This is a genomic window from Luteibacter sp. (assembly GCF_036500425.1).
Lineage (GTDB): Bacteria > Pseudomonadota > Gammaproteobacteria > Xanthomonadales > Rhodanobacteraceae > Luteibacter.
The window spans coordinates 41,660-63,901 of the sequence record NZ_DASYCB010000044.1; the positions used below are offsets into that span (position 1 = coordinate 41,660).

Genomic DNA, 22,242 nt, shown 5'->3' on the forward strand with positions numbered 1-22,242 from the left:
CTCATGCCAGACCCGCACGCCAGGCTTCGATCGCTTCCACGGCGCCAAGGCAATCCGCGAAGCGGTTGTAAAGCGGGGTAGGCGACAGGCGAATCACGTCAGGCTCACGCCAGTCGCCGATCACGCCATTCGTTTCGAGGTACTCGAACAACGCGCGCCCCGCGTCACGCCCGGCGCGCACGCGTACCGAGAGCTGGGCACCACGCTGGGCTGGATCGTTCGGCGTCACGATATCCAGCGTGTCATCCAGGCGCGTGCGAATAAGCCAGTCGAGGTATGCCGTGAGCCGGCGGCTCTTCTCGACAAGGCGCGGCATGCCGGCGCGGGAAAATACGTCCAGTGATGCACGCAGTGGCGCCAGGGCGAGGATCGGTGGGTTTGAAAGCTGCCAGCCATCGGCACCAGGTGTCGGAACGAATTCCGGACCCATCTGGAAGCGGGTGCTCTTGTCGTGACCCCACCAGCCCGCGAACCGCGGCACGTCAGCCCTGGCGTGGCGTTCGTGCACGAACGCGCCGGCGACGGCACCTGGACCTGCGTTCAGGTATTTGTAGGTGCACCACACGGCAAAGTCCGCGCCGGTGTCGTGCAAGGTCAGCGGCAGGTTGCCGGCAGCGTGGGCAAGGTCGAAACCGACGAGGCAACCCGCTTCATGCCCGCATTCCACAATGCGGTTGAGGTCGAACACTTGCCCGGTGCGGTACTGGATACCGGGCAACAGGATCAGCGCTACGCGGTGGCCATGCTCGGCGATGGCCGCTTCGATGGCATCCATCGACAGCGTGCCGCCCGGGCCGTCGGCCTTCATCTCGATCAGGTCGGTAGCCGGATCGAAGCCGTGGAAGCGCACCTGCGATTCCAGCGCGTAACGGTCGGTCGGAAAGGCGCCGGCTTCCATCAGGATCGCAGGGCGCTCCCGGGTCGGGCGGTAGAAGCTCACCATCAACAGGTGCAGGTTCACGCCCAGCGAATTCATCGCCACGACTTCATGCGGCATCGCACCGACGACGTCGGCCATCGCGTCACGCACATACTCGTGGTAGTTCATCCAGGGCGAACGGCCGCGGAAATGTGCCTCGACCGCTAGCCCGGACCAGTCATCCAGTTCCGCTTCCAACGCGGCACGCACACCCTTCGGTTGCAGGCCTAGCGAATTGCCGCAGAAGTAGCGCGTTTCGCCACCATCATGCGGCGGGATATGGAACTCGTCGCGGAAACGGCGCAGGGGGTCGGCGGCATCCTGGGCATCGGCCCAGGCATGGGTGGCTTCAAAACCGTTCATGGCAAAAAACCTGGAGCATCAGTTGGGCAGGGAGTTGGCCACGTCCGTGCAGCCCTTGTCGAAAGTGGCGCTGAATTTCGCATCGCCATCGGGGCGTATGCAACGCAGCTGGATGGCGTAACCGTTGGCGAACAGGTAGCGCTCGTAGTAGTCGAGCTTCGTCGTGCCTTCTTTCGCCGAGTAGACATTTTCCGTCGGCGCCTTGGGGTTGCCTGGGGCATAGTCCTTCAGGTTGGTGGCGCGGCTGCGCAACTCGCCCGAGAAGGTCTGGAAAGCGCGCAGGTCCATCGCCTTCTTCAGTGTGATCGTCACGCGGGAGAGCGTGGCGTCGGCATGGCTGGAGCCGGGCACCTGGAATACCTGGGTTTCGGTCTCGCCGCTGGACTGCATGATCAGCGACCAGTTGTCCGGTACGGTGAAATGAATGACCCCGTCGGCCATGGCGACATCGGCAGCGTGGATAGCAGGTGCGGCCAGAACGAGCGCGAGCGGAAGGGCGCGCAGCAACTTGCGAAGCATCGGTCGATTTCCCCCGGGAAGTCTTGCCATTTTGGCATACCCGCCGCGACCCGGCCGCGATGGCGGTGTGCGCCGCGTCACGCCACGGCAGCAACGGACTGGAAGCGGGCGAGGGGGACCCCGAGCCACTCGAGTGCCGTGCCGTGGAACAGGCGGGCGCGGCTGGCCTCGTCGAGGCCCAGGGCCTCGATGCCACTGCCGGGCTCCTGTTCGCCCAGGGGGAAGGGGTAGTCGGTCCCCAGCATCACGCGGTCGGTGCCGACGGTATCCAGCAGGTAGCGCAGTGCCGTGTCGTCGTGCACGCAGGAATCGAAGAACAGGCGCTTGAAGTATTCGCGCGGGTTGCGCGCGTTGTCGGTGGCGACCAGGTCGGGCCGCATGCGGAAACCGTGTTCGATACGGCCGATGGTGTAGGGGAAGCTGCCGCCACCGTGGGCCAGCATCACCCGCAGGTCGGGCAGGCGTTCCAGCACGCCACCGAAGATCAGCGAGCATGCAGCCCGTGATTGCTCCGCCGGCATTCCCACGAGCCAGGGCATCCAGTATTTGGGCATCGTCTCCGTGCCCATCATGTCCCACGGGTGCACCAGAACCGCGGCGCCAAGATCGGCGGCGGCTTCGAAGAAAGGGAACAGCTCGTCCGCGTCCAGGTTCCAGTCATTGCAATGCGAGCCGATCTGCACGCCTTGCAGACCGAGTTCGCCGATGCAGCGCTCCATTTCGCGGATGGCGAGGTCAGGCGATTGCAGCGGTACCGTGCCGATACCGGCGTAGTTGCGCGGGCGTGCCTCGCACACCTGGGCCATGCTGTCGTTGAGATGCGTGTGCAGTTCGAGCGCCTGGTGGCCCTTCGCCCAGTACGAAAACATCACGGGTACCGTGGAGGCCACCTGGACGCCGACGCCGAAGCGGGAGTAGTCCTTGATCCGGTGATCCATGTCGAACGCGGAATCCCACACTTCGCGGAAGAATTTGCCGCCACGGTAGATCCGGTGGTGGCCGCCGCTGTGGGTCATGACCGGGAAACGGTCGTCGCCAAAACGGGACGCCAGATCGGGCCAGTCCCGAGGCAGGATGTGCGCGTGGGTGTCGATCTTGAGCATGGAGCCGAGTGTAGGGCCGGCGGCCGCCGGGCGCCTCTGGCGGTGCAGCATGGGCGTTCACGGGGTCTCAGCCATCGCGCGCAAGCGCGCTCCTACACAAGACCTGCGCATGGCGGCCGCGCGCACCCCTGTAGGAGCGCGCTTGCGCGCGATCAGGCCGGAGCGCTGCTCCGCCGATTAACCACATGGGCGATGGTATCGACGTTATCGGTCAACCGATCGGTGAGGCGCCCGATGACCTCGGCCAGCGCGCGGTCCGGCGTACGCGCCAGCGCATCGACCAGCGCGCGTTGGTGGTCGCGCAGGCGCGGCGGGATATCCACCGGCTCGACATGGGTCAGGGCCAGGCCGAACTTGCGCAACTCCCCCGAGGCTTCCTTGATGAACGGCCCGACGTGCTCCCATTCGGGAGGGGTATCGCCCGCTTCGATCAGGGCTTCCAGCGTCATACCGGTACGTGCGACACGGTTGCCGTTCGCATACAGCGTTTCAGCCAGTTCTTGTAGCAAGGCGGGTGTGCCCGGCTCCGCGCGCATGCGGTCGACGGAGGCCTGTGCGTTGGTGCGGGCAGTGCGCGTGGCGCTGCGTACTTCCTGGCGCTTGCGGGCGTCGGCAGGCAACACCAGCGCATCGAGGTAATCGGCATACGCGCAAAGCATTTCCGACAACGCGGTGCGGGCGCGGTGACGCTCCCACGATGGCCACAACACGTAAGCGAGCAAGGCGAGCGCGCTGCCCAGCACCGTATTTAGCACGCGATCAGACATTGCGTTGAACGGATCCACGCCCTCAAACGACAGCAGCACCACGACGGTGCCGGTGAGGGCGGCGACGGCGATGCCGTAATGCGCGCCGGCGAGGTAACGGAACGCGACGCACAGGACCGCCATCACCGTGAGGTGCGCCCAGACGACATCCGGGGTCAGGCGCAACAGGAAAGTGGTCAACATCAGGCCGAGCACGGTACCGACGACGCGGAGCAAGCCGAAGTTGAACGTGGCGGCAAAGTCCGGGCGCAGGACGATGGCGGCGGTCATCGGCAGCCAGTAACCATGCGGCAGTTGGAAGTGCCGCGATAGAACGAAAGCCAGCGTGAGCACCACGGCGCAGCGCACCGCATGCCGGAACGCGACCGAATGCGGCGTGAGGTTGGCACGCAGCGTCGCCCACGGTGACGTACTGCGCAGGGTTTCGGGGAGGGTGACTTCCTCACGTTGTGCGCGCTCTTCACCGCGGCTGCCGGCCCAGTTGGTGTTACGCACCACGGCGGCGAGCTGGCCGGATAGGGCGCGGATATGCGCGGTGAGTCCCAGGCCCGAGGCGCCGGCGCTGAGCAGGGCGCGTTCGCTCGCCTGCAGCGTGGCCAGCGCGCGCTGTGCCCGTTCCGGCGGTTCGGCGGCATCCAGCGCCGCCGCGGTTGCGCTAAGCACGCGGGCGGCATCGGCGCGGAACATCTCCCCCATGCTATCGCGGCGTGTTTCCAGTTCAGCCATGGCAACGAGCTCGAGGCGCACGCGCTCGGCGAGTTCCAGCAGCACGCGGAACGCTTCCATTGCGCGGCCGCGTGCGTGGTGCCGGCCGAGCAGGGTGATCTGCAGCTCATTCATCGCCTCGGTCAGGGCTGGCGCCTCGCCCTCGCGCAGCGGCTGCCTGGCTAGCTCGGCCAGGCCGCGGTAGACAGCGGCAAGCGCGCGCCGCTCGGGCAGGTAGCGCTGCAAAGGCCATGCGGCGACCGAGAAGGCGGCCAGCAACATGCCGCCAGCGAAAATCAGGCTGCCACCGGCCACCGCGCCGCGCCAGTCGGTGGGCACGGCGGCGCAGATCACGAGCAGCAACATGCTGGTCATGCCCACCCGTGCGAGATCGGGCCCGAACACCACGAGCATGCCGCCGAAAAAACCACAGACGATGCAGGCCAGCGCCATGGGTAAGACATCGTTGCCGATCAGGAAGCCGATGAGGCCAGCGGCACCGGCGGAGAGCGCGGCGAGGAACAACCGGCTGAGTCGCTGCTGGTAGGGGCCAGGCTGGTCGGAGAACATGGTATCGAGCGCACCGGCGGCGATACCGATACCGACCTGCGGGTAGCCGGCGTAGATGCCGATCGCGAGTGGAAGGACGACCGCCGCGGTATTGCGCAGGGCGACACGCATGGGGACATCGGGACGCTTCGTCCGGATCAGGGTATCGATGACGCTGGCGCGAAGCGAGTAACCCTGGCTCATGGTGGTGTGCGGTGGCCCTTCCTGTGGGCCGATGATTGTGCCGCAGCCTTCCTGACTGTACGGCGAGCGAAAACGCAGGGCGGAAGCGATGATGCGTTCCGCCCCGCGCGATGCATCAGGCGCGGCCTGAGAATTCGCCGGTGAGGGTGTTCACCGTCACCTTCTCGCCGTTGGTGATGTACTCAGGCACCTGGATCTCGATGCCGGTGCTGAGCTTGGCCGGCTTGTTGCGCTTGGTGGCGCTGGAGCCCTTAAGTTCAGGCGCCGTGTCGACCACGGTGAGCACGACGCTGCTGGGAACCTGCAGGCCGACCGGTGCATCGTCGATCACCTGCACGTAGTAGCCCTCGGCGTCTTCGACGATGTAGCCGGCGTTGTCGCCAACCACCGCCGCGTCGAGCACGTACTGCGTGTAGTCCTCGTCATCCATGAAGACGAACGCGTCGCCATCCATGTACGAGAATTTCGCCTGGCGACGGGCCAGGTCGACTTCCTTCAGCTCATCTTCCGAGCGGATGCTCAGGTCGAACTTGCGGTTGCCGGGGATGGAGTAGAGCGTGAAACGGTAGGTGATGTTGCCGCCGCGCGCGCTGGGCGAGCTGCGTTCGATATCACGTACCTGGTACACGATGCCGTCGTTCTCGACGACATTTCCCTTCTTTACGTCAGATGCTTTCATGGCCTGGATGCCGGTGCGTTGGTTGGATTATTTCGGAGCGAGACGGACGGCGCCGTCGAGGCGGATGGTTTCGCCGTTGAGGTAGCGCGCGCCAAGGATGAACGCGACCATGTCGGCGAATTCATCCGGCTTGCCCAGGCGCGAGGGGAACGGGATGGAGGCTGACAGCGACTCCTGCACCTGCGGCGGCATGCCATCGACCATCGGGGTCCAGAAGATACCTGGGGCGATCGTATTCACGCGGATGCCGAATCGCGAGAGCTCGCGCGCCATCGGCAAGGTCATGCCCACGACACCGCCCTTCGAGGCGGAATACGCGGCCTGGCCGATCTGGCCTTCATAGGCGGCGACGGATGCCGTGTTGATGATGACGCCACGCTCGCCGTCGTCACCGGCGCTGTTGGCCTGCATGAGTTGCGCTGCCGCCTTGGCCACGTTGAAGCTGCCCACGAGGTTGACCATGACCGTGCCGCCGAAGGTCGCGAGCGGCATGGCGCCTTCCTTGCCCAGGACGCGACCCGCACCGAGGATGCCTGCGCAGTTCACCACCACGTTCAGGCCACCCATGGCCTGCGCGGCGGCGGCGACGTTGGCGGCCACGCCTTCTTCGGAGGTCACGTCGGTACGCTGGAAGCTTGCCTGGGTGCCTAGGGCCGCTACCGCAGCGTGGCCTTTTTCCTCGTTCACATCGAAGAGGGCGACCTTGGCGCCGGCGGCGACGAGGCGCTGGGCAACGGCATGGCCGAGACCGGAGGCGCCACCGGTAATGACGGCCTTGACCTGATCGAGCTGCATGATGACTCCGGGGATAGGGGCGAAAACGCCGAGTTTAGCCGAGGGCGCGCCCAAGGCGCTGCCGCGCCGCCGCAAAAAGCCGAATGTAGGAGCGCGCTTGCGCGCGATGGGTGCTCGCGGCAAGCCCCGATCGCGCGCAAGCGCGCTCCTAAAGGGCTCGGTTAGTCGAGGAGGTCGTCCAGGCCGCCCTGCGTGGCCAGCGTGGCGAACGGCACGACGGGCACCGGCGGTACCGATGGTTCGCTCATGAACCTGCTCCACACGCCTACGTCCCACCAGCGGCCGAGTTTGTAGCCTGCCTTCGGCCAGACACCGGCGGGGGCGAAGCCCATGGCCTCGTGCATGGCCACGCTGGTGTCGCCGGGCAGGGTGATCACGCCGACCGCCTGGTTGATCCCCTGGCGCTGCATCGCGTCCAGCAGCACTGCGTAGAGCCGGCGGGCGATGCCGCGGCGGCGGGCCTTTTCGTGCACGTAGATCGAGGTCTCGGCGATCCAGTCGTACGCGGCACGCTCGCGGAATCGGCCGGCGTAGGCATAGGCGACGACCTCGCCCTGGTCTTCCCAAACCAGCCACGGGTGGTTCTGCAGGCGCGTGCGGATGCGCTCGCGCATCACCGCTTCGCCAGGCAGTTCGGTTTCAAAGGTGATGGCGCTGGTCTCGACGATGGGGGCGTAGATGGCGTGGCACGCGGCGGCGTCGGCTTCGGTGGCGATACGGATCACAAGGGCTTTTCCATGAAAATGCTGCCGGGGTGCGCGTGATGATCGCCGAACGGCGGGCAGCGGCGGTAGCCGGAACGTTCATACAGTTCGATCGATTCCAGTTGCGCCGTACCTGTTTCCAGGCGCACCAGTGTGCCGCCCGCTTTGCGTACCTGGGCTTCAAGGGCTTCCAGCATCTGCTTGCCCAGGCCCATGCCACGGCAAGCGGGGAGTACATACATGTATTTCAACTCCACGTACTCGCCCAGGTCGAGGCCGGCACCGCACGCAAGCGGGATGCCGTCGACACGCGCGGTCATGAAGGTGACGTGCGGCCGCTGCAGGCTTTCCACGGTGACCGCCGGTGAGACGGGGTGGCGGTCGAGGTCGGAAAGGTAGCCGTGCAGTTGTTCGATCAGGGGCAGCACATCGGTGCGGCCCGGATCGTCAATGGCGAAGGCGAGGGAGGGCGGTTTCGGCGCGACGATGAGGTCGCCGTCGTTGAGGCTGCGCAAGAAGAAACGATCGCAGGCGAAGTGACCGGTGCCACCCATCGGGGCATTGATTCGCGTGAAGCCGTGGCGCAGGTACACCGCCTGGGCGGCGTCCATACCGGTAAGCGTTTCGAGATAGCAGCGGGTGAAACCTTCGCGCCGCGCGGCATCGAGGCACTGGCGCATCAGCCGTGAGGCGGCGCCGGTACCGCGCGCGGCAGGCAGGAAATACATCTTGCGCAGTTCGCAGGTGACCGCGTCGCCGCCTTCGAGCGGGGCGATGCCCGCGCCACCGACGACATGGCCGTCGATCTCGACGACGAAGTAAGCCTTTCGTCCTCCCGCGTAGGCAGCGGACATGTGGTCCACCTCGGGGTCATGGATGGCGAAGCCGGGTCCATCCGCCCCGAACTCGGGCATGACGGCACGTATGACCGCGGCGACCTGGGTGTCGTCGCGCGGTTCGATGGGGCGGATGAGGGGTTCGGGAGAGGCCATGGGGTGATGCTGCCATGGGGGAGGGTATGGCGTCACCGCTTCGTTGCCGGATCGCGCGCAAGCGCGCTCCTACACAAGACCTGCGAAGGCTTTTGTAGGAGCCGCGCTTGCGCGCGATCCCCGCCTCCTCAGGCAGCCGTACGAGCCTTGGTCACCCGGCTCGCCGTGTCCTTGCCCAGTTGCGCGGCGAGCCACGCGCCGACCTGCACCAGGCTATCCAGATCCACGCCCGTGCTCATGCCCATGCCATGCAGCATGTAGACCACGTCTTCGCTTGCCACATTGCCTGTGGCGCCCTTTGCGTAGGGGCAGCCGCCCGTCCCTGAGACCGCACTGTCGACCACGCGCACGCCTTCTTCCAGGCAGGAAAGAATATTGGCGAGGGCCTGGCCGTAGGTATCGTGGAAATGCACGGCCAGTGCCGCCATCGGTACTTCACTTGCCACCGCGCGCAGCATCGCCCGCGCCTTGGCAGGCGTGCCAACGCCGATCGTGTCGCCCAGCGAGATCTCGTGGCAGCCCAGTTCGTGGAGGCGTTTCGCGACACGCACCACATCGGCCACCGGCACCTCGCCCTGGTAGGGGCAGCCCAGTACGGTGGAAACGTAACCACGCACGGCCACGCCCTCGGCGCGCGCACGCTCCATCACCGGCACGAAGCGATCGATCGACTCATCGATGGACGCGTTGATGTTCTTCTGGTTGAACGCTTCCGACGCGGCGGTAAATACCGCGACTTCCGTGGCTCCTACTTCGCGAGCCCGCTCATAGCCCTGCAGATTCGGCACCAGCACGGGGTAGACCACGCCAGGCGCCTTGCGGATCGCGGTGAACACCTCGGCGGCATCGGCGAGTTGCGGTACCCACTTCGGGCTCACGAAGCTGGTGGCTTCGATCGTCTGCAATCCCGTCTCCGAGAGACGGTTGATCAGTTCGATCTTTACCGCGGCGGGCAGCATGGTTTTTTCGTTCTGCAGGCCGTCACGGGGGCCCACTTCGACGATACGGATGTGGTTCGAGGTGTTCATGGATGCTCCGGTCAGGCCGATTCGGCGAAGCGGACGAGGATGCTGTCGGCATCCACGAAATCGCCCTGCGCGGCCGCTATCGATTCGATGCGGCCGGCACGCGGCGCCTTCAAGGCCAGCTCCATCTTCATCGCTTCCATGACCAGTAGTTCCTGGCCTTCTTCCACGGTATCGCCTGGCGCGGCACGCACCAGCACGATGCGGCCGGGCATGGGCGCCACGACGTGCCGCGCGGTATCGCCGGTGGCACCGGCCCAGGCGAAGGCGGGCGCGCGCTCGAAGGTCCAGCGGCGACCCTCCGCATCGTGCACGCGCACGCGAGGCCCCATCGTGGCCAGCGGGATGCGCCGCGCATGGTCGTCGAAGCGGGCGGAAAGGGCGGCACCGCCCACACGGGCGCCAGCGACCGTGGTGCGCGCGTCGCCCTGGTGCAGGACGTAATGGCCTGCGTGCCCGTGCGCGTCGATCTCGTGGCGGGTGTCACCTTCCATCAGCGCGATCACACGTTTGCCTGGGTGACCGAGGCGCCACGCATCGGCACCACCCCACGGCGAATACGGGTCGTGGGATGCATTGCGCTGTTCGGCCTCATCGGCCATCAGCATTGCCACGGCGGCCGCAAATCGTTCGGTGTCACCGGCCCGGGTATCGGCCGCGAGGAATTCATTGAGGTGGCGATCGAGATAACCCGTATCGATGCGCCCTTCGATGACCACCGGGTGACGGACGAGGCGCTCAAGGAACGCCACGTTGGATTTCGGACCGACGATCTCGGTGTGCGCCAGTGCGTCGCGCAGGCGCTCGAGCGCGTCGGCGCGGTCTTCGCCGTAAACGATGAGCTTGGCGATCATCGGGTCGTAGAAGATCGTCACGGTGTCGCCGGCCACTACGCCACCATCGAGGCGCACATGGCGGGACGGCGTCGGCAAGGTCAGTGCCATAAGCCTGCCTGATCCCGGCAGGAAGTTCGCCTCCGGGTCTTCGGCGTACAGGCGCACTTCAATCGCATGGCCGTGGGCCCTGACATCGCTTTGCGAGAGCGGCAGCGCCTCCCCGGCGGCCACCTGCAACTGCCACTCCACCAGGTCGAGGCCAAGCGTCTCCTCGGTGACCGGATGCTCCACCTGCAGGCGCGTGTTCATCTCCATGAAGAAGAACTCGCCATCCTGGCCGACGATGAATTCGACGGTGCCCGCGCCTACGTAATCCACGGCACGCGCGGCGGCGACGGCGGCGGCACCCATGCGTGCGCGACGGTCCGCATCGAGAAACGGCGAAGGGGTTTCTTCCAGTACCTTCTGGTAACGGCGCTGCGCCGAACATTCACGCTCGTTGAGGTGGATGATGTTGCCGTGGGTATCGCCGAATACCTGGAATTCGATGTGGCGCGGGTGCTCGACGTAGCGTTCGAGGATGACCCGGGTATCGCCAAACGCGTTGGCCGCCTCACGCTGTGCGGAGGCCAGCGCCTCGACGAAGCCGCCTGCGTCACGGACGATGCGCATCCCCTTGCCACCGCCGCCGGAAGCAGCCTTGATCATCAGCGGGAAACCAGTCTTTTCAGCCTCGCGTGCCAGGTGCGCCGGGTCCTGGTCGGCCCCGTGGTAGCCAGGCACCAACGGGACCGCGTGTTTTTCCATCAGCGCTTTCGCGGCGGCCTTCGAGCCCATGGCATCGATGCTCTCCGGGCGTGGGCCGATGAACGCGATGCCGGCGGCCGTGCAGGCGCGAGCAAAATCCGTATTTTCTGAAAGGAACCCATAGCCCGGGTGGATCGCCTGGGCGCCGGCCTGCTTCGCCACCTCAATGATCGCGTCGCCACGCAGATAGGACTCGGCAGGGCGGGGACCACCGATCGGCCAGGCCTCATCGGCCAGGCGCACATGCTGCGCGTCGGCATCGGCCGTGGAGTACACCGCAACGGTGCGGATGCCCAAACGGCGGCAGGTCCGGATCACGCGGCAAGCAATTTCGCCGCGGTTGGCGATCAGAATGCAGTCGAACATGGGGCTCCCGGAGACGCGGCGTGGGGTAGGGGGAAAGCCCGCGAAATTAACAGATTGTGCCGTTCTGGCGGGTTGCGGCGCAGCATCCGGCAGCGCGTGGGTTTGCACCTGAGGGGCCGGTCCCCTAGCCTTGGCGGGCACGAGGGCGCTTCCAGCCTTCATCCCCCCCTCCCAGAGCGAGAAATTCATGCAGATCGCCAACCGCAACGTCGTTTCCTTCCACTACACGCTCACCGACGACCAGGGCACCGTCATCGACAGCTCGGAAGGTCGCGAGCCGCTTGCCTACATCCATGGCGAAGGCCACATCGTTCCGGGCCTCGAGAAGGCGTTGGAAGGCAAGCAGGTCGGTGACCAGTTCAAGGTCGACGTCATCCCGGAAGAAGGCTACGGCGTGCGTCACGAGGAACTGATCCAGGTCGTGCCGAAGGCTGCGTTCCAGGGCGTCGAGAACCTCGAGCCGGGCATGCAGTTCCAGGGTCGCAACGACCAGGGCTCGATCAACGTTACCGTCTCGAAGATCGAAGGCGACAACGTCACGGTCGATGGCAACCACCCGCTCGCCGGCCAGACCCTGCATTTCGCCGTGGAAATCACCAACGTGCGTGAAGCCAGCGACGAAGAGCTGCAGCACGGCCACGTGCACGGTGAAGGCGGCCACCACCACTAAGGTTGCGCCTTTGGCGCCATGCCTTTGATCGCGCGCAAGCGCGCTCCTACAACCTCGGCCCTGTAGGAGCGTGCTTGCACGCGATAACCGACGAAGCAGTGACTCTGCTCCGATCAATACCAATCAAGCAACGAAACGCCCACCCCCAGATACGTCGCCCGGTGGTTGTAATCGATCAGGCTTTCGCCATACCCGTTGAATACCTCGACGTAGCCACGCAGGTTGTTCACCACCGGGAAACTCCAGGTACCACGCAGCGAGCCATGTGAGCGATCGCCCGTGCGGAACGAATGTCGCGCGGTCAGGCCGAATTCGTTGCTGCCGACCTCATGGACCACCTGGATTTCGCCGCGGCCCATGTAATCCTGGATATCCGGGTTGTCATCGTCCTTGCGCGCTTCCGGAATGCGCCACCACGGACGCAGCATCACCGTCCAGCCTTCGCGTTCGAAGCCGACATCCGCCACGACGCGATTCCAGCTGCGCGAGAGTGGATCCGCGCGTCCGTTCGACTGGTGGTTGATGCCGATGCTGGCCAGACGCCCATCCCAGCCAAGGATGTTGTAATGCGTGCTGAAGACGAGCAAGGCTTCGGGCTCGTAATTCGTTTCACGGAACGGACGCGAATTGTCCTTGTTATAGACCTGCCAGCGCGAGGATTGGGTGTAACCCACCCACAGGTCACCGTTGTCACCGAAGAGGTTTTCGAAGGCCTTGGTCTTCAGGCTGATCTGGAACTTCGACTCAACGCTGTCGAGCTCCTGGGGCGTGGTCACGGTGTGGTCCGGCGCAGGGCTGTGCGGCGTGTCATTCTGGTTCGTGGTCCCGAAGAACGGCAGCACATACGTGGGCTTGTAACCACGCAGGTTCAGTGTTCCGAGCTTCGATTCGGGTGACAGCTCCCAGCGGCTATCCAGCAGCGATAACGGACGGGCGACATGGCCTGAATCACGCGTGGCCAGGTCGACGCTGACCGAGTTCGCCTTCTCGTCGACCTTCTTCGCCGCTTGCGGCATCTGCGTGCGGCCGACGGCCTTGTCATAGCAAAGCAGGCGCTGCGAGTCGGTTTCGATCGCCGAGCAGGCACGGATATCCATGGGGCTAGGGTTTTGCGCGAAAGCCTGGGCAACGTGCAGGCAGGCGATGGCGCCCAGTGCGCTCAGGGCGGGTAATCGATTCATGCGTTGGTACTCCCTGGCGTGCAGCCAAATACGGCGAGCCGGGAGTGTATCCGCCACGAACGTGTGAAAAATGTGTAACGCCGCGCGCGTTCAGGTAAGGACGCGGGAAGCGGCGATTCGCTTCCCGCGTGAACACGGTTACTGACCCGCCCCCGAATGAGCGACCCACTTCTGGTATTCCGCCTTGCTGATACGACCATCGCGGTTGCTATCGGCATATTGGAAGTCATTCGCGAGCAGCGGATAGGCCGAAGCCTGTTCAGCGGTGATGGACGCCTTGCCGCCCGAAAGCGTCTTGAAGTCGGGTGCCGGACCCGCGGGCTTGGCTGCCGCCGGCCCGCTGTTGACCTGCACCTGGCCCTGCGGGGTGGGCATCGTCGTGCCGCTGGTCGTGCCGGCTGAGCCGGTATCACCTGGGGCTGGAGGCGCTGGAGGAGCCGGAGGCGGCGGACCCGGTGGCGCCGGCGGGGGTGGAGGCGGCGGCGGTGCAGTAGCGGCCGGTGGCGGCATGCCCGGATTGTCGGCTGGCGAAGGCGGTGGCGGAGGCGTGGCCTCGCCCGGTGGCGGTGGTGGCAGCGCTTGCGACGGATCCGTGGGCATGGTCTGGCCCGGCGGAGGCGGAGGCGGCGGCGTCTGGCCGGTGGGGGCGGTCTGGGCGAACGCCGTGCCTGCCAGCAGCAGCGATGCGCCGAAGGCAGCGGCGCGTAGTGGCATCTTCATCGAAAGCCTCCTTGGGTTAGCGTGGTAGGGCATCGCGAGCGTCGCCCACGACCTCATTGCCGACGCTAGCAAGGGGCGATTTAATGGTGGCCCAACTGCTAACAGGCCTCCACCGTGGCGTCACGCGTTTCCGACGAGACCTCGACAGACAACGTGATCCGGTTATCGCCCCGCGCTGCCCAGTTGCTCCACCTGGCCGCCCAGGGGCTGCTCCAGCGGGCCACCCGCAAGGCTCGCAAGGCCGACATCGCCACCACGGTGGCACGCATGGGCATGTTGCAGATCGATACGATCAACGTGGTCGCGCGCAGTCCCTACATGGTGCTTTTCTCGCGCCTTGGTGATTACCGCAACGAGTGGCTGGACGATGCGCTGGCGGAAGGCCACCTGGCGGAAGCGTGGGCCCACGAAGCGTCGTTCGTGCCCGCGGGTGAATTCCACTATCACCGCGATTATCGCCTAGGTCGTGCAGGCCACTGGGCGCAGAAACTCGCTGAACGCACCCATGCCGAAGCGCGCAAGGACATGGACGCATTGCTGGAACGCATTCGCAGTGAAGGGCCGCTGCGTGCTTCGGACTTTGAACGCGAAGGTCCGGCCAGCAAGGGTTGGTGGGGGTGGAAACCTGAGAAGAAATGGTTGGAAGCGTGGTTCGCGCTTGGCGAGTTAATGGTGCTGCGCCGCGAACGTTTCCAGCGTGTCTACGATCTTGCGGGGCGAGTGACATCGCGCTGGCCCGAACAGCCGCCGGCGGGAACACTCGACGAAGCTGCCGTGCGTACGCATTTCATCTTACGCAGCGTTCAGGCACTGGGGATCGCACGGGCTCGCTGGATCGCCGACTATTTTCGCCTTAAACCTCGTGTGACAGAGGCGGAACTCGATCCTCTCGTAGCACAAGGCGCGTTACTGCGCGTCGAGGTGGATGGGTGGGGTGAGTCCGCGTACGTGCATGCGGGACATGCCGGCCTGCTCGAAAAGGCCGCGGCGAATGCGCTGCGTGCGACGCGTACCACCCTCCTCTCGCCGTTCGATCCCGTCGTGTGGGACCGCGCGCGGGCGCTGGAACTGTTCGGTTTCGAGTACACGATCGAGTGCTACACGCCAGCGCCGAAGCGGCGCTACGGCTATTACGCGTTACCCATCCTGCATCGTGGTCGCCTGGTCGGCCGGCTGGATGCGAAAGCACACCGTGGCGCCGGCCTTTTCCAGGTCCTCGGCGTCTGGCTGGAGGATGACGTGGTGCTGTCGCCAGCCCTTATCGAAGGCCTGGCCAGCGCCATCTGTGAGTGTGCGGCATGGCATGGCACGCCGCGTGTCGCGATCGAGGGTGCGCAGCCGAAGGGGCTGCGCACCCAGCTTAAGCAAGCCTGTGCGGGCTGATCAGCGAGTAGAAGCCGGCGGTGGCGTATCAGCACAGGTCTTTCCGTGCAGCGCATCCTTGAGCTGGCTGGCCAGCGAGGTGCAGCGGTTCTGCAGCTGATCGCGCATGTCGGGGTCCTGCGACTGGCGGAGCAGGCTCTCGCGCATCATTTCGTAGCGCGGCTCGATCTGGTCCTTGGCGAACACACCGGCGGCCAGGTGGCAGCTCTTGTAGCTGGCCAGGTACTCATCGCAGGCGGCGATGCCCGTGTTGGCAGGCAGCGGCCCCGCCTTGGTCCCGGCCGGGTTGGCGCCCGTGGTCTTCGACGCCGGCACGTTGGTCACGCTCGTCGTGGCGGTCTTGGTTGTCGTGGTGTGCCCCGGGGCCGCGGTCACCGTCTGCGTGGTGGTGGGTTTGGGCTTGTTGTCCGAGCAGGCAGCCAGCGCAAGGGCGCAGAGCGCCAGCGGAGCGAGTCGGGTGAGGATGGTGGCCATAGGTGTCGTCCCCCTTTTCAGAGCGTGGTTCGATGGTGGGTAAAATCGCACCGGGGGGTGCGACGCGATCTCCGATTTGCCTTATCCCTGGTGAACGTGACGTTATTGCGTTAACTCAGACGGAAATCCGGTACAGCTTTGGCATCGCTATTTTTCGCGGGGGCGGGTATGATTCGCCCGCTGTGTTTGCCGGGGTCATAGAGTTCCGTTGACCCGATGCCGCTGATCACGGATCTGCCACATCGCTTCGCTCCTCGCGTTTCCTTGCACACCAGTAAGCGGCAATTTAATAAAAATTGCTGGTTATTCAATTAGTTATATTCGTTTGGAGTGTTACAATATGTCGGATCGTGAAATCGGCACCGTGAAGTGGTTCAACGACGCGAAGGGCTTCGGCTTCATCTCGCGTGAGAACGGCCCGGACGTTTTCGTCCATTTTCGCGCCATCCAGGGCAACGGCTTCAAGTCGCTGGCCGAAGGCGAGAAGGTCTCCTTCAAGGTTGTCAACGGCCAGAAGGGCCTGCAGGCTGAGGAAGTCAACAAGGCGTAAGCCTTTTTGACATCTCGTCTGAAAGAAAAGCCCGGCTTACGCCGGGCTTTTTTTATGCTCCCCTGTAGGAGCGCGCTTGCGCGCGATGGGTGCTCGCCGAGTCGGCGGCACGTAAGCGAGCCCTGACACGTCCTAGGAAAATCGCTGATTTCGCGTTTCCTTCACGCTTACGCGCGTGATCGGCGTCAAAAAAACGTCCGCTGTAGGCATTCCCCTACAGAATCCTCGCCGAATGTGGTTATGATCACTCGTACTGTGTCTGCGCGGTCACGCGAGTGACCCGATGTGCGCGCGTTCGTTGATCACGCTCCATCGCCTCACCCGGTCCTGCATGCCCAGTAAGTCGCCGGCTTTTCGAGCCGGGTTAATCGAGTGCGAGTCTAGAGGTGTGTGTGATGGCAACAGGTACGGTGAAGTGGTTCAACGATGCCAAGGGCTTCGGCTTCATTACCCAGGATGGTGGTGGCCCCGACGTTTTCGTGCATTTCCGTTCCATCCAGGGCAATGGGTTCAAGTCCCTCCAGGAAGGCCAGAAGGTTGAGTACGAAGTAACCCAGGGCCAGAAGGGTCCGCAGGCCGACAACGTCGTGCCGAAGTAAGACCTTGCGGCTGGCACCGTCCAGCCGACTTTGTAAGAACGTTGGCTCCCCCGGCCCCTTGTCGCCGGGGGAGCCTTTACATGTCCAGACTCCGGAAAGCGCATGCGTTACCCTGCGTGCCTGATCAACGGAGCAGCCTTATGACCACCGATTTCATCGATGGCAAGCAGAAAGATCTCGGCGACGGTTTCAAGGTGCGCCGGATGTTGCCCCACCTCAAGGCGCGCCATGTCGGCCCCTTCGTATTTTTCGACCAGATGGGGCCGGCGGATTTCGGCGAAGACAGCGGCATGGATGTGCGTCCGCACCCGCATATCGGCCTTGCCACGGTCACCTGGCTGTTCGCTGGCGCTATCCGCCACCGCGATAGCCTGGGCAGCCTCGTCGATATCCACCCGGGTGACGTGAACTGGATGACTGCGGGTCGCGGCATTGTCCATTCTGAGCGCACGCCACCGGACGAGCGCCACCGTGGCCAGGCGTTGCACGGCATCCAGGTGTGGGTCGCGTTGCCGAAGACGCACGAAACGATGGATCCGGAATTCCACCACCATGCGGCGGCGACGCTGCCGAAGGTGGATGTCGAGGGTGGTCAGCTCGTCGTGATTGCTGGCGAAGCGTTTGGCGCAGCGTCACCGGTCCGTGTCTTCGCACCCATGTTTTTCGTCGAAGCGCGGTTGCGCAAAGGTGCCCGGATGCCGATGCCTGCGCAGCATGCGGAGTGGGGCGCCTATGTCGTCGAGGGCGCTGCGCGTTTCGGTGGCGTGGAGCTCAAGGCGCTCGACATGGCGGTCGCGCATGATGGCGAACCGCCGGTGCTCGAGGTGACGGAAGATGCGTTGATCATGCTGTTCGGCGGCGCGCCGCTGGATGGAGAGCCCCACCTGTGGTGGAATTTCGTCGCCAGCTCCAAGGAGCTGATCGAGGCGGCCAAGGCCGACTGGTCGACCCAGGCCAGCCGTTTCCCGGTGGTGCCCGGCGATGAACATGAACGGATTCCGTTACCTGTCTATTGACGCTGGAGCCTTCCATGGCCACCTTCGCCACGTTTCGCGATTTCTATCCGTTTTACCTGGGTGAACACTCGGATGTGCGTTGCCGCCGCCTGCATTTCGCAGGCAGCGTACTGGTTCTGCTGGCCATCGCACTTGCCGTTACCACCGACACCTGGGCCTGGTTGTGGCTAGCGCCCGTGGGTGGTTATGGCTTTGCCTGGATCGGTCACTTCGTATTCGAGAAGAATCGCCCCGCCACGTTCCAGCATCCGCTATACAGCCTGATGGGTGACTGGGCGATGTTCTGGGACATCCTGCGCGGGCGCGTCACACTGCGCTGAGCGCAACGGACGCGCGCCGCGAGCATTCATGCCACTTCGGCCGCGGCGCGCGCCTCCTCCTTGCGCAGCCGCCGCGTAGCGCTCCAGTTCGGAAGATCCAGGTCGTCACGTGCATCGCGGCAGGCATCCAGCAGGTGCTGCACGGCCCCATCATCCATTCCCGCGTTCAGGGTGAGCCGGAGCAGTGAACGGTTCACCGTCGTCGCCGGTGCGCTGAAGACAGAGCCGAAGACGCCGTGCGTTTCCATGACATCACGCACGTGCCCGGTCAGGATTTCGTTACCCGCTTCGAACGCGACGATCTGCTCGGTACCATCGCCGATGGGGTAACCCATCGCGGTGAGTTCGCGACGCACATAGCGCGTCACCTCGCGCAGGCGCTGGCGACGCCAGCCTTCCGACTGGATGACTTTGTGCGAAGCCGACATGCCAGCGAGTTCATGCGGCAGCAGCGATGAACTGAAGATCGCGGGCAGCGCTTCGCAACCGAAATAATCCTTGAAGCGGGTGGTGCAGGCGATGAAGCCAGCGCGCGAGCAATAGGCTTTCGCGAGGCTGGCGGTGATGAAATGCACGCGGTCGTTCAAGCCGAGACTCGCGACCAGGCCTTCGCCACGGACACCGTGTGTACCGAGCGAATGCGATTCATCCACGACAAAGACACTGCCATGCGCCGCGGCCAGGTCCGCGATCTCGCGAAGCGGCGCAAGGCTGCCGTTGGTGCTGTAGACACTATCGACCACGATGACGCCAGGGCCATTACGCAGCAGTTGCCGTTCCAGATGCTGTACATCGTTGTGCAGGATCGAGACCGCCTTCGCCCCGGCGCTGCGGATGCCTTCCCACAGTGAGGCATGGGCCAGCATGTCGACGTAGACGGGCACGCGCTCGCCGGCGATGGACTGGATAAGCCCGACGTTGGCGGCGAAGCCGGACTGGGCGAGGATGCCATCTTCGCTACCCACCGCCCGTGCCAGCTCACGTTCGACGCGATGCAGCGGATCATCCACGTGCTGCTGGAACAGCGCGGACATCATCATGCCCAGGCCACCACTCGCCAGCGCCTCGCGTTGTGCTTCGACGATGGCGGGGTGGCCGGCTATCGCGAGGTAGTCATTGCTTTGCAGCATGAGGTCGCGCGGGCCCGGCTTGCGGCCGCGCAAAATGTGACGACCACCCCAGTCGATGGCAATGCGTTCGCGGTGAAATCGTTCTACCCGCTGCTGAACGAAGTCGGGAAGCTGCGGCGCGCGTGCAATGGGATGCAGGACGGAAACGTTTTCCATGGGTCTCTCTCTCGTTGGCTTAAGGACAGGCGATATCCACGGCGCCGTCTCACGACGACACGCGCACGCCGGCCTCGCCTGGGGCAGGCGCGAAAACGAGAGAGGCAATCCGCGCCGGCCAGGTAGGCCTGGGCGCGAGCCCTGCCAGGTTGAAGGAGATCGCGCAGGCAGAGTCAGCCGCCGCGGCGATCACGCCACGAGCATATAGGCACGCGCAGCCCATGGCGCCGGTGGATCCGGCAGCCATGGGTTCAGGGTGGGGCCGTTTGGCCTGGGGTCAGATAAAGCGCGGGCGGCTATCGGCGGACAGGCTCAGATCCTGTTCGCGCAACCAGCTGCGGTACGACTTGACGTGCTGGAGGCGGAAACGCTCCACGTCATCGATGAGGGCGTAGTAGTACCACTGCTCGCCCGATACCGCCGTGGCGGGATACATATGCGCTTCCGGGTTCTCGACACCCTTGTGGTAGAAGCCATCGCGCGAATTGAACCAAGGCAAGGCTTCGCCACTGCGCAATGCTTCGAGGACGCTGGAAGGGGCGCCCAGGTCGGAGGCGATTTCGTAGTGCGTGCGCAGGTCTTCGTCCGTCTGCACGAGCAGAAAGCGGCCGATACCCCAGGCATCCACGAGCAGCAGCCCCGTCGGGTTGCAGTGCACGTAGCACTCCACGGGCTGGAAGGTGGCGGTCACGCTTTGCAGCACATCCCGGAAGGCCGGATCGCGCAGGAAACGGAAATTACCCAGGGCCAGGGTTTCTGCCACGAAGGCACTGGCCCGTTCAAAATAGCGCCGCTGCAGCTCGACGATAGCGGTCTGCAGCTTTTCGATCGCCAGCGGGTCGTTCTTGCGGATGAAGCGGTCGATGACGCCGGAATTGAAGGCGTCGATCGCCGTGGCATCGTCCGCCCGGCCGGTCAGCAAGATCTTGCCAATATGCGGATTCGGCAAGCGTTTGCAAAAAGTAATGCCGTCCATTTCCGGCATGGCCTGGTCGACCACGACGACCGAAATTTCAGCGAAGCGTTCCGGGTCATAGACGACCCGGTGGATCGAATCGATGTCCAGTGCGACCAGCTCCTGCGTCTCCGAAGGGCGGTCCTTCCAGCGGTACAGCCAGCCACCGCCCGGCACGGGACGGCTGCCGTTGTTGCCCAGGGTGGCCAGGGCGCTGCGCGGCGAACTGAACGTACGTACCCGGACCATGGGGTCGAGCAGCAACGGGACGACGTCGAGGTATTCCTCGTGGTCATCCACGAGCACCGTGGTCGTCGGGAAATGGAAGGGCTGGATATCGCCCTGCGAGTTCAGAGTCATCACTGCCGGAGCCCGGCCTCCGTAATCGGGAAGGTAAGGGTGAATTCCGTGAATTCACCCAGATTGGTACGGCAAATGATGCCTCCGCCCATATGCTCCATCGCCGCGCGACAAAAAGCGAGACCTATACCGAGGCCGGTGATGTTGCCCGTGCCTGCGCTATCGCTCGAATACGAATAAAAACGATTGAAAATACGGGGAAGTACGTCAGGTGGTATGCCCGGGCCGGTGTCGTGGACCCGGACGTGATTGCCGTTTTCGCCTGTTTCTATATATACCCTGATCTCGCCCTTGCCGGCCCGATCGGTATGAAACAGGGCGTTACGCAGCAAGTTGAACAGGATATGGACCACCAGGGTCTCCTCGCCCATGAGCGGGAAATCCCCCGTGGGGGAGAGGGTAATCCGCTCGCGCTCGGCCCGCGAGCCGTAGGGGAAGCGGCGCAGGGCCTGTTCCACGCACTCGCGGGCGCCCAGCAGGGCCAGCGGGACTTCGCCGATGGGCCGCGCCGACAGGAGCAGCATATCGATGATGGTGTTGGCGTAGGTGACCTCGCGTTCCATGACGCCGATACTGCGTTCCAGGGCATGCAGGTTCTGGGCGCGCATCTCGGGTACCGCCAGACCTTCGCCCTCGGCCAGGCGGTGGCTGCGGATCAGGTCGGGCATGTAGCGGGCGACCGCCCGGGCGGCGATGCGCAGCGAGCCCAGCGGCGTACGCAGCTCATGGGCGATATTGTTAGAGGTGGCCGTGAGCGCATCGATCCGGCTCTGCTCCGCCATATTGGCGGAGACCGTGCAGGTGGCCCCGCCCACAATGCCGAACAGCAGCAAAGGGACGTACTCCAGCATGGTTTGGCCGTGCAGATGCGCGCCCGCGGAAAAGGCGAAGGCCAGCCCGGCGAGAAGGCTGCCCGTGGTGAACACCAGCAGGAAGCTGGCGATATCGAACAGCATCATCAGCAGCATCACGCAGGCCATATGGGTCATGAGCCACGGCGGCGTCGCGTTACGCAGGGTCATGTAACCCACGAAGAAGGGCATCGCCACCGTCATGGCGAAGTACCAGTAGGTGGGTAGATAGGCCCGCAGCCGACGGGGCCACCAGGGCAGCAAGGCCAGCGGGATGAAGGTGGCACTGCAGGCCAGCCGCATCGGCAGGTTTTCATACGGCTGGGGGAACAGGTAGGCCCACACGGGGTAATACACGGCCAGCGAAAAGCTGCCCACGACGCCGATGGCCACCATCTTCGGCTGCGAATAGCGCGTGCGCAGCCACATGGTGGTCTCGAAGCGCGCCAGGGCCCGGAGCAACAGCCAGAGTTGCAGCTTCAGGTAGGGCTGGCGCGGTGGCGGCTGGTCGTCCGGCGTTGGCATGGACATCATGGAGGTGCTG

22 protein-coding genes and 1 pseudogene are annotated in these 22,242 nt (G+C 64.7%); 6 read left to right on the forward strand and 17 right to left on the reverse strand.

All coding sequences use genetic code 11. The annotated features are described in order from the left end of the window. Position 1: 1 nt before the first annotated feature. The 11 genes and pseudogenes from kynU to VGN46_RS10745 all read right to left on the reverse strand — a co-directional run bounded on the left by kynU (position 2) and on the right by VGN46_RS10745 (position 11,333). Entirely contained in the window at positions 2-1,282 is a 1,281-nt protein-coding gene (gene kynU / locus VGN46_RS10695) for a kynureninase (RefSeq protein WP_331643549.1), read from the reverse strand. An 18-nt stretch (positions 1,283-1,300) separates the two neighbouring features. After that, on the reverse strand, positions 1,301-1,801 hold the full coding sequence (locus tag VGN46_RS10700; RefSeq protein WP_331643551.1) for a hypothetical protein: 501 nt from the start codon (positions 1,799-1,801) through the stop codon (positions 1,301-1,303). Between the two features lie 77 nt (positions 1,802-1,878). Then, on the reverse strand, positions 1,879-2,955 hold the full coding sequence (locus VGN46_RS10705; protein WP_331643553.1) for an amidohydrolase family protein: 1,077 nt from the start codon (positions 2,953-2,955) through the stop codon (positions 1,879-1,881). 101 nt (positions 2,956-3,056) lie between these two features. Then, positions 3,057-5,129, reverse strand: a complete 2,073-nt coding sequence (locus VGN46_RS10710) for an FUSC family protein (RefSeq protein ID WP_331643555.1) — start codon at positions 5,127-5,129, stop codon at positions 3,057-3,059. A 115-nt stretch (positions 5,130-5,244) separates the two neighbouring features. Then, positions 5,245-5,808 carry an elongation factor P-like protein YeiP gene (gene yeiP / locus VGN46_RS10715; protein WP_331643557.1) on the reverse strand — a complete coding sequence of 188 codons (564 nt, stop codon included), beginning with the start codon at positions 5,806-5,808 and terminating at the stop codon, positions 5,245-5,247. 27 nt (positions 5,809-5,835) lie between these two features. After that, positions 5,836-6,603: an SDR family NAD(P)-dependent oxidoreductase gene (locus VGN46_RS10720; RefSeq protein WP_331643560.1), complete on the reverse strand. Its 768-nt coding sequence runs from the start codon at positions 6,601-6,603 to the stop codon at positions 5,836-5,838. Between the two features lie 161 nt (positions 6,604-6,764). Next, positions 6,765-7,328 carry an N-acetyltransferase family protein gene (locus tag VGN46_RS10725; protein ID WP_331643563.1) on the reverse strand — a complete coding sequence of 188 codons (564 nt, stop codon included), beginning with the start codon at positions 7,326-7,328 and terminating at the stop codon, positions 6,765-6,767. Continuing rightward, positions 7,325-7,735, reverse strand: a complete 411-nt coding sequence (locus VGN46_RS10730; protein WP_331643627.1) for a GNAT family N-acetyltransferase — start codon at positions 7,733-7,735, stop codon at positions 7,325-7,327. Before VGN46_RS10730 ends, VGN46_RS10725 begins: the two co-directional genes overlap by 4 nt. 75 nt (positions 7,736-7,810) lie before the next feature. After that, positions 7,811-8,299: pseudogene (locus VGN46_RS10735) on the reverse strand (GNAT family N-acetyltransferase); the annotation flags it as partial. Between the two features lie 128 nt (positions 8,300-8,427). Beyond that, a complete protein-coding gene (locus VGN46_RS10740; protein WP_331643565.1) occupies positions 8,428-9,327 on the reverse strand; it encodes a hydroxymethylglutaryl-CoA lyase in 900 nt (299 codons plus the stop codon). A gap of 11 nt (positions 9,328-9,338) precedes the next feature. Then, complete coding sequence (locus VGN46_RS10745) at positions 9,339-11,333, reverse strand: acetyl/propionyl/methylcrotonyl-CoA carboxylase subunit alpha (RefSeq protein WP_331643568.1); 1,995 nt, start codon at positions 11,331-11,333, stop codon at positions 9,339-9,341. Between the two features lie 187 nt (positions 11,334-11,520). Between VGN46_RS10745 and VGN46_RS10750 the strand changes: the two genes are divergently transcribed. Beyond that, positions 11,521-12,003: a peptidylprolyl isomerase gene (locus tag VGN46_RS10750; protein ID WP_331643570.1), complete on the forward strand. Its 483-nt coding sequence runs from the start codon at positions 11,521-11,523 to the stop codon at positions 12,001-12,003. A 113-nt stretch (positions 12,004-12,116) separates the two neighbouring features. On the opposite strand, the gene VGN46_RS10755 is transcribed toward VGN46_RS10750, so the two are convergent. Together VGN46_RS10755 and VGN46_RS10760 are read right to left on the reverse strand one after the other, a co-directional pair. Continuing rightward, complete coding sequence (locus tag VGN46_RS10755) at positions 12,117-13,184, reverse strand: phospholipase A (RefSeq protein WP_331643572.1); 1,068 nt, start codon at positions 13,182-13,184, stop codon at positions 12,117-12,119. Between the two features lie 138 nt (positions 13,185-13,322). Continuing rightward, positions 13,323-13,904: an EF-hand domain-containing protein gene (locus VGN46_RS10760; protein ID WP_331643574.1), complete on the reverse strand. Its 582-nt coding sequence runs from the start codon at positions 13,902-13,904 to the stop codon at positions 13,323-13,325. 114 nt (positions 13,905-14,018) lie between these two features. Here VGN46_RS10760 and VGN46_RS10765 point away from each other — a divergent pair, with 114 nt between their 5' ends. After that, positions 14,019-15,287, forward strand: a complete 1,269-nt coding sequence (locus VGN46_RS10765) for a winged helix-turn-helix domain-containing protein (protein WP_331643576.1) — start codon at positions 14,019-14,021, stop codon at positions 15,285-15,287. On the opposite strand, the gene VGN46_RS10770 is transcribed toward VGN46_RS10765, so the two are convergent. Then, complete coding sequence (locus VGN46_RS10770; protein WP_331643578.1) at positions 15,288-15,761, reverse strand: hypothetical protein; 474 nt, start codon at positions 15,759-15,761, stop codon at positions 15,288-15,290. Positions 15,762-16,101: 340 nt separating this feature from the next. On the opposite strand from VGN46_RS10770, the gene VGN46_RS10775 reads away from it, so the two are divergent. From VGN46_RS10775 to VGN46_RS10790, 4 genes are all read left to right on the forward strand, one after another. Next, entirely contained in the window at positions 16,102-16,311 is a 210-nt protein-coding gene (locus tag VGN46_RS10775) for a cold-shock protein (RefSeq protein ID WP_046967385.1), read from the forward strand. A gap of 395 nt (positions 16,312-16,706) precedes the next feature. Beyond that, the gene (gene cspE / locus VGN46_RS10780) at positions 16,707-16,910 is read left to right on the forward strand and encodes a transcription antiterminator/RNA stability regulator CspE (protein WP_216161052.1); all 204 of its coding nucleotides are present in this window, start codon (positions 16,707-16,709) and stop codon (positions 16,908-16,910) included. 140 nt (positions 16,911-17,050) lie between these two features. Further along, complete coding sequence (locus VGN46_RS10785) at positions 17,051-17,926, forward strand: pirin family protein (RefSeq protein WP_331643583.1); 876 nt, start codon at positions 17,051-17,053, stop codon at positions 17,924-17,926. 14 nt (positions 17,927-17,940) lie between these two features. Then, positions 17,941-18,246 carry a DUF962 domain-containing protein gene (locus VGN46_RS10790; RefSeq protein ID WP_331643586.1) on the forward strand — a complete coding sequence of 102 codons (306 nt, stop codon included), beginning with the start codon at positions 17,941-17,943 and terminating at the stop codon, positions 18,244-18,246. 26 nt (positions 18,247-18,272) lie between these two features. Here the strand turns inward: VGN46_RS10790 and cqsA are convergent, their stop codons facing one another. The 3 genes from cqsA to VGN46_RS10805 form a co-directional block, all read right to left on the reverse strand. Then, complete coding sequence (cqsA, locus tag VGN46_RS10795) at positions 18,273-19,532, reverse strand: alpha-hydroxyketone-type quorum-sensing autoinducer synthase (RefSeq protein ID WP_331643587.1); 1,260 nt, start codon at positions 19,530-19,532, stop codon at positions 18,273-18,275. Between the two features lie 277 nt (positions 19,533-19,809). Beyond that, on the reverse strand, positions 19,810-20,847 hold the full coding sequence (locus tag VGN46_RS10800; protein WP_331643629.1) for a response regulator: 1,038 nt from the start codon (positions 20,845-20,847) through the stop codon (positions 19,810-19,812). Continuing rightward, positions 20,847-22,232 carry a HAMP domain-containing sensor histidine kinase gene (locus tag VGN46_RS10805; protein ID WP_331643589.1) on the reverse strand — a complete coding sequence of 462 codons (1,386 nt, stop codon included), beginning with the start codon at positions 22,230-22,232 and terminating at the stop codon, positions 20,847-20,849. The genes VGN46_RS10800 and VGN46_RS10805 overlap by 1 nt, the downstream gene beginning before the upstream one ends. Positions 22,233-22,242 lie beyond the last annotated feature (10 nt).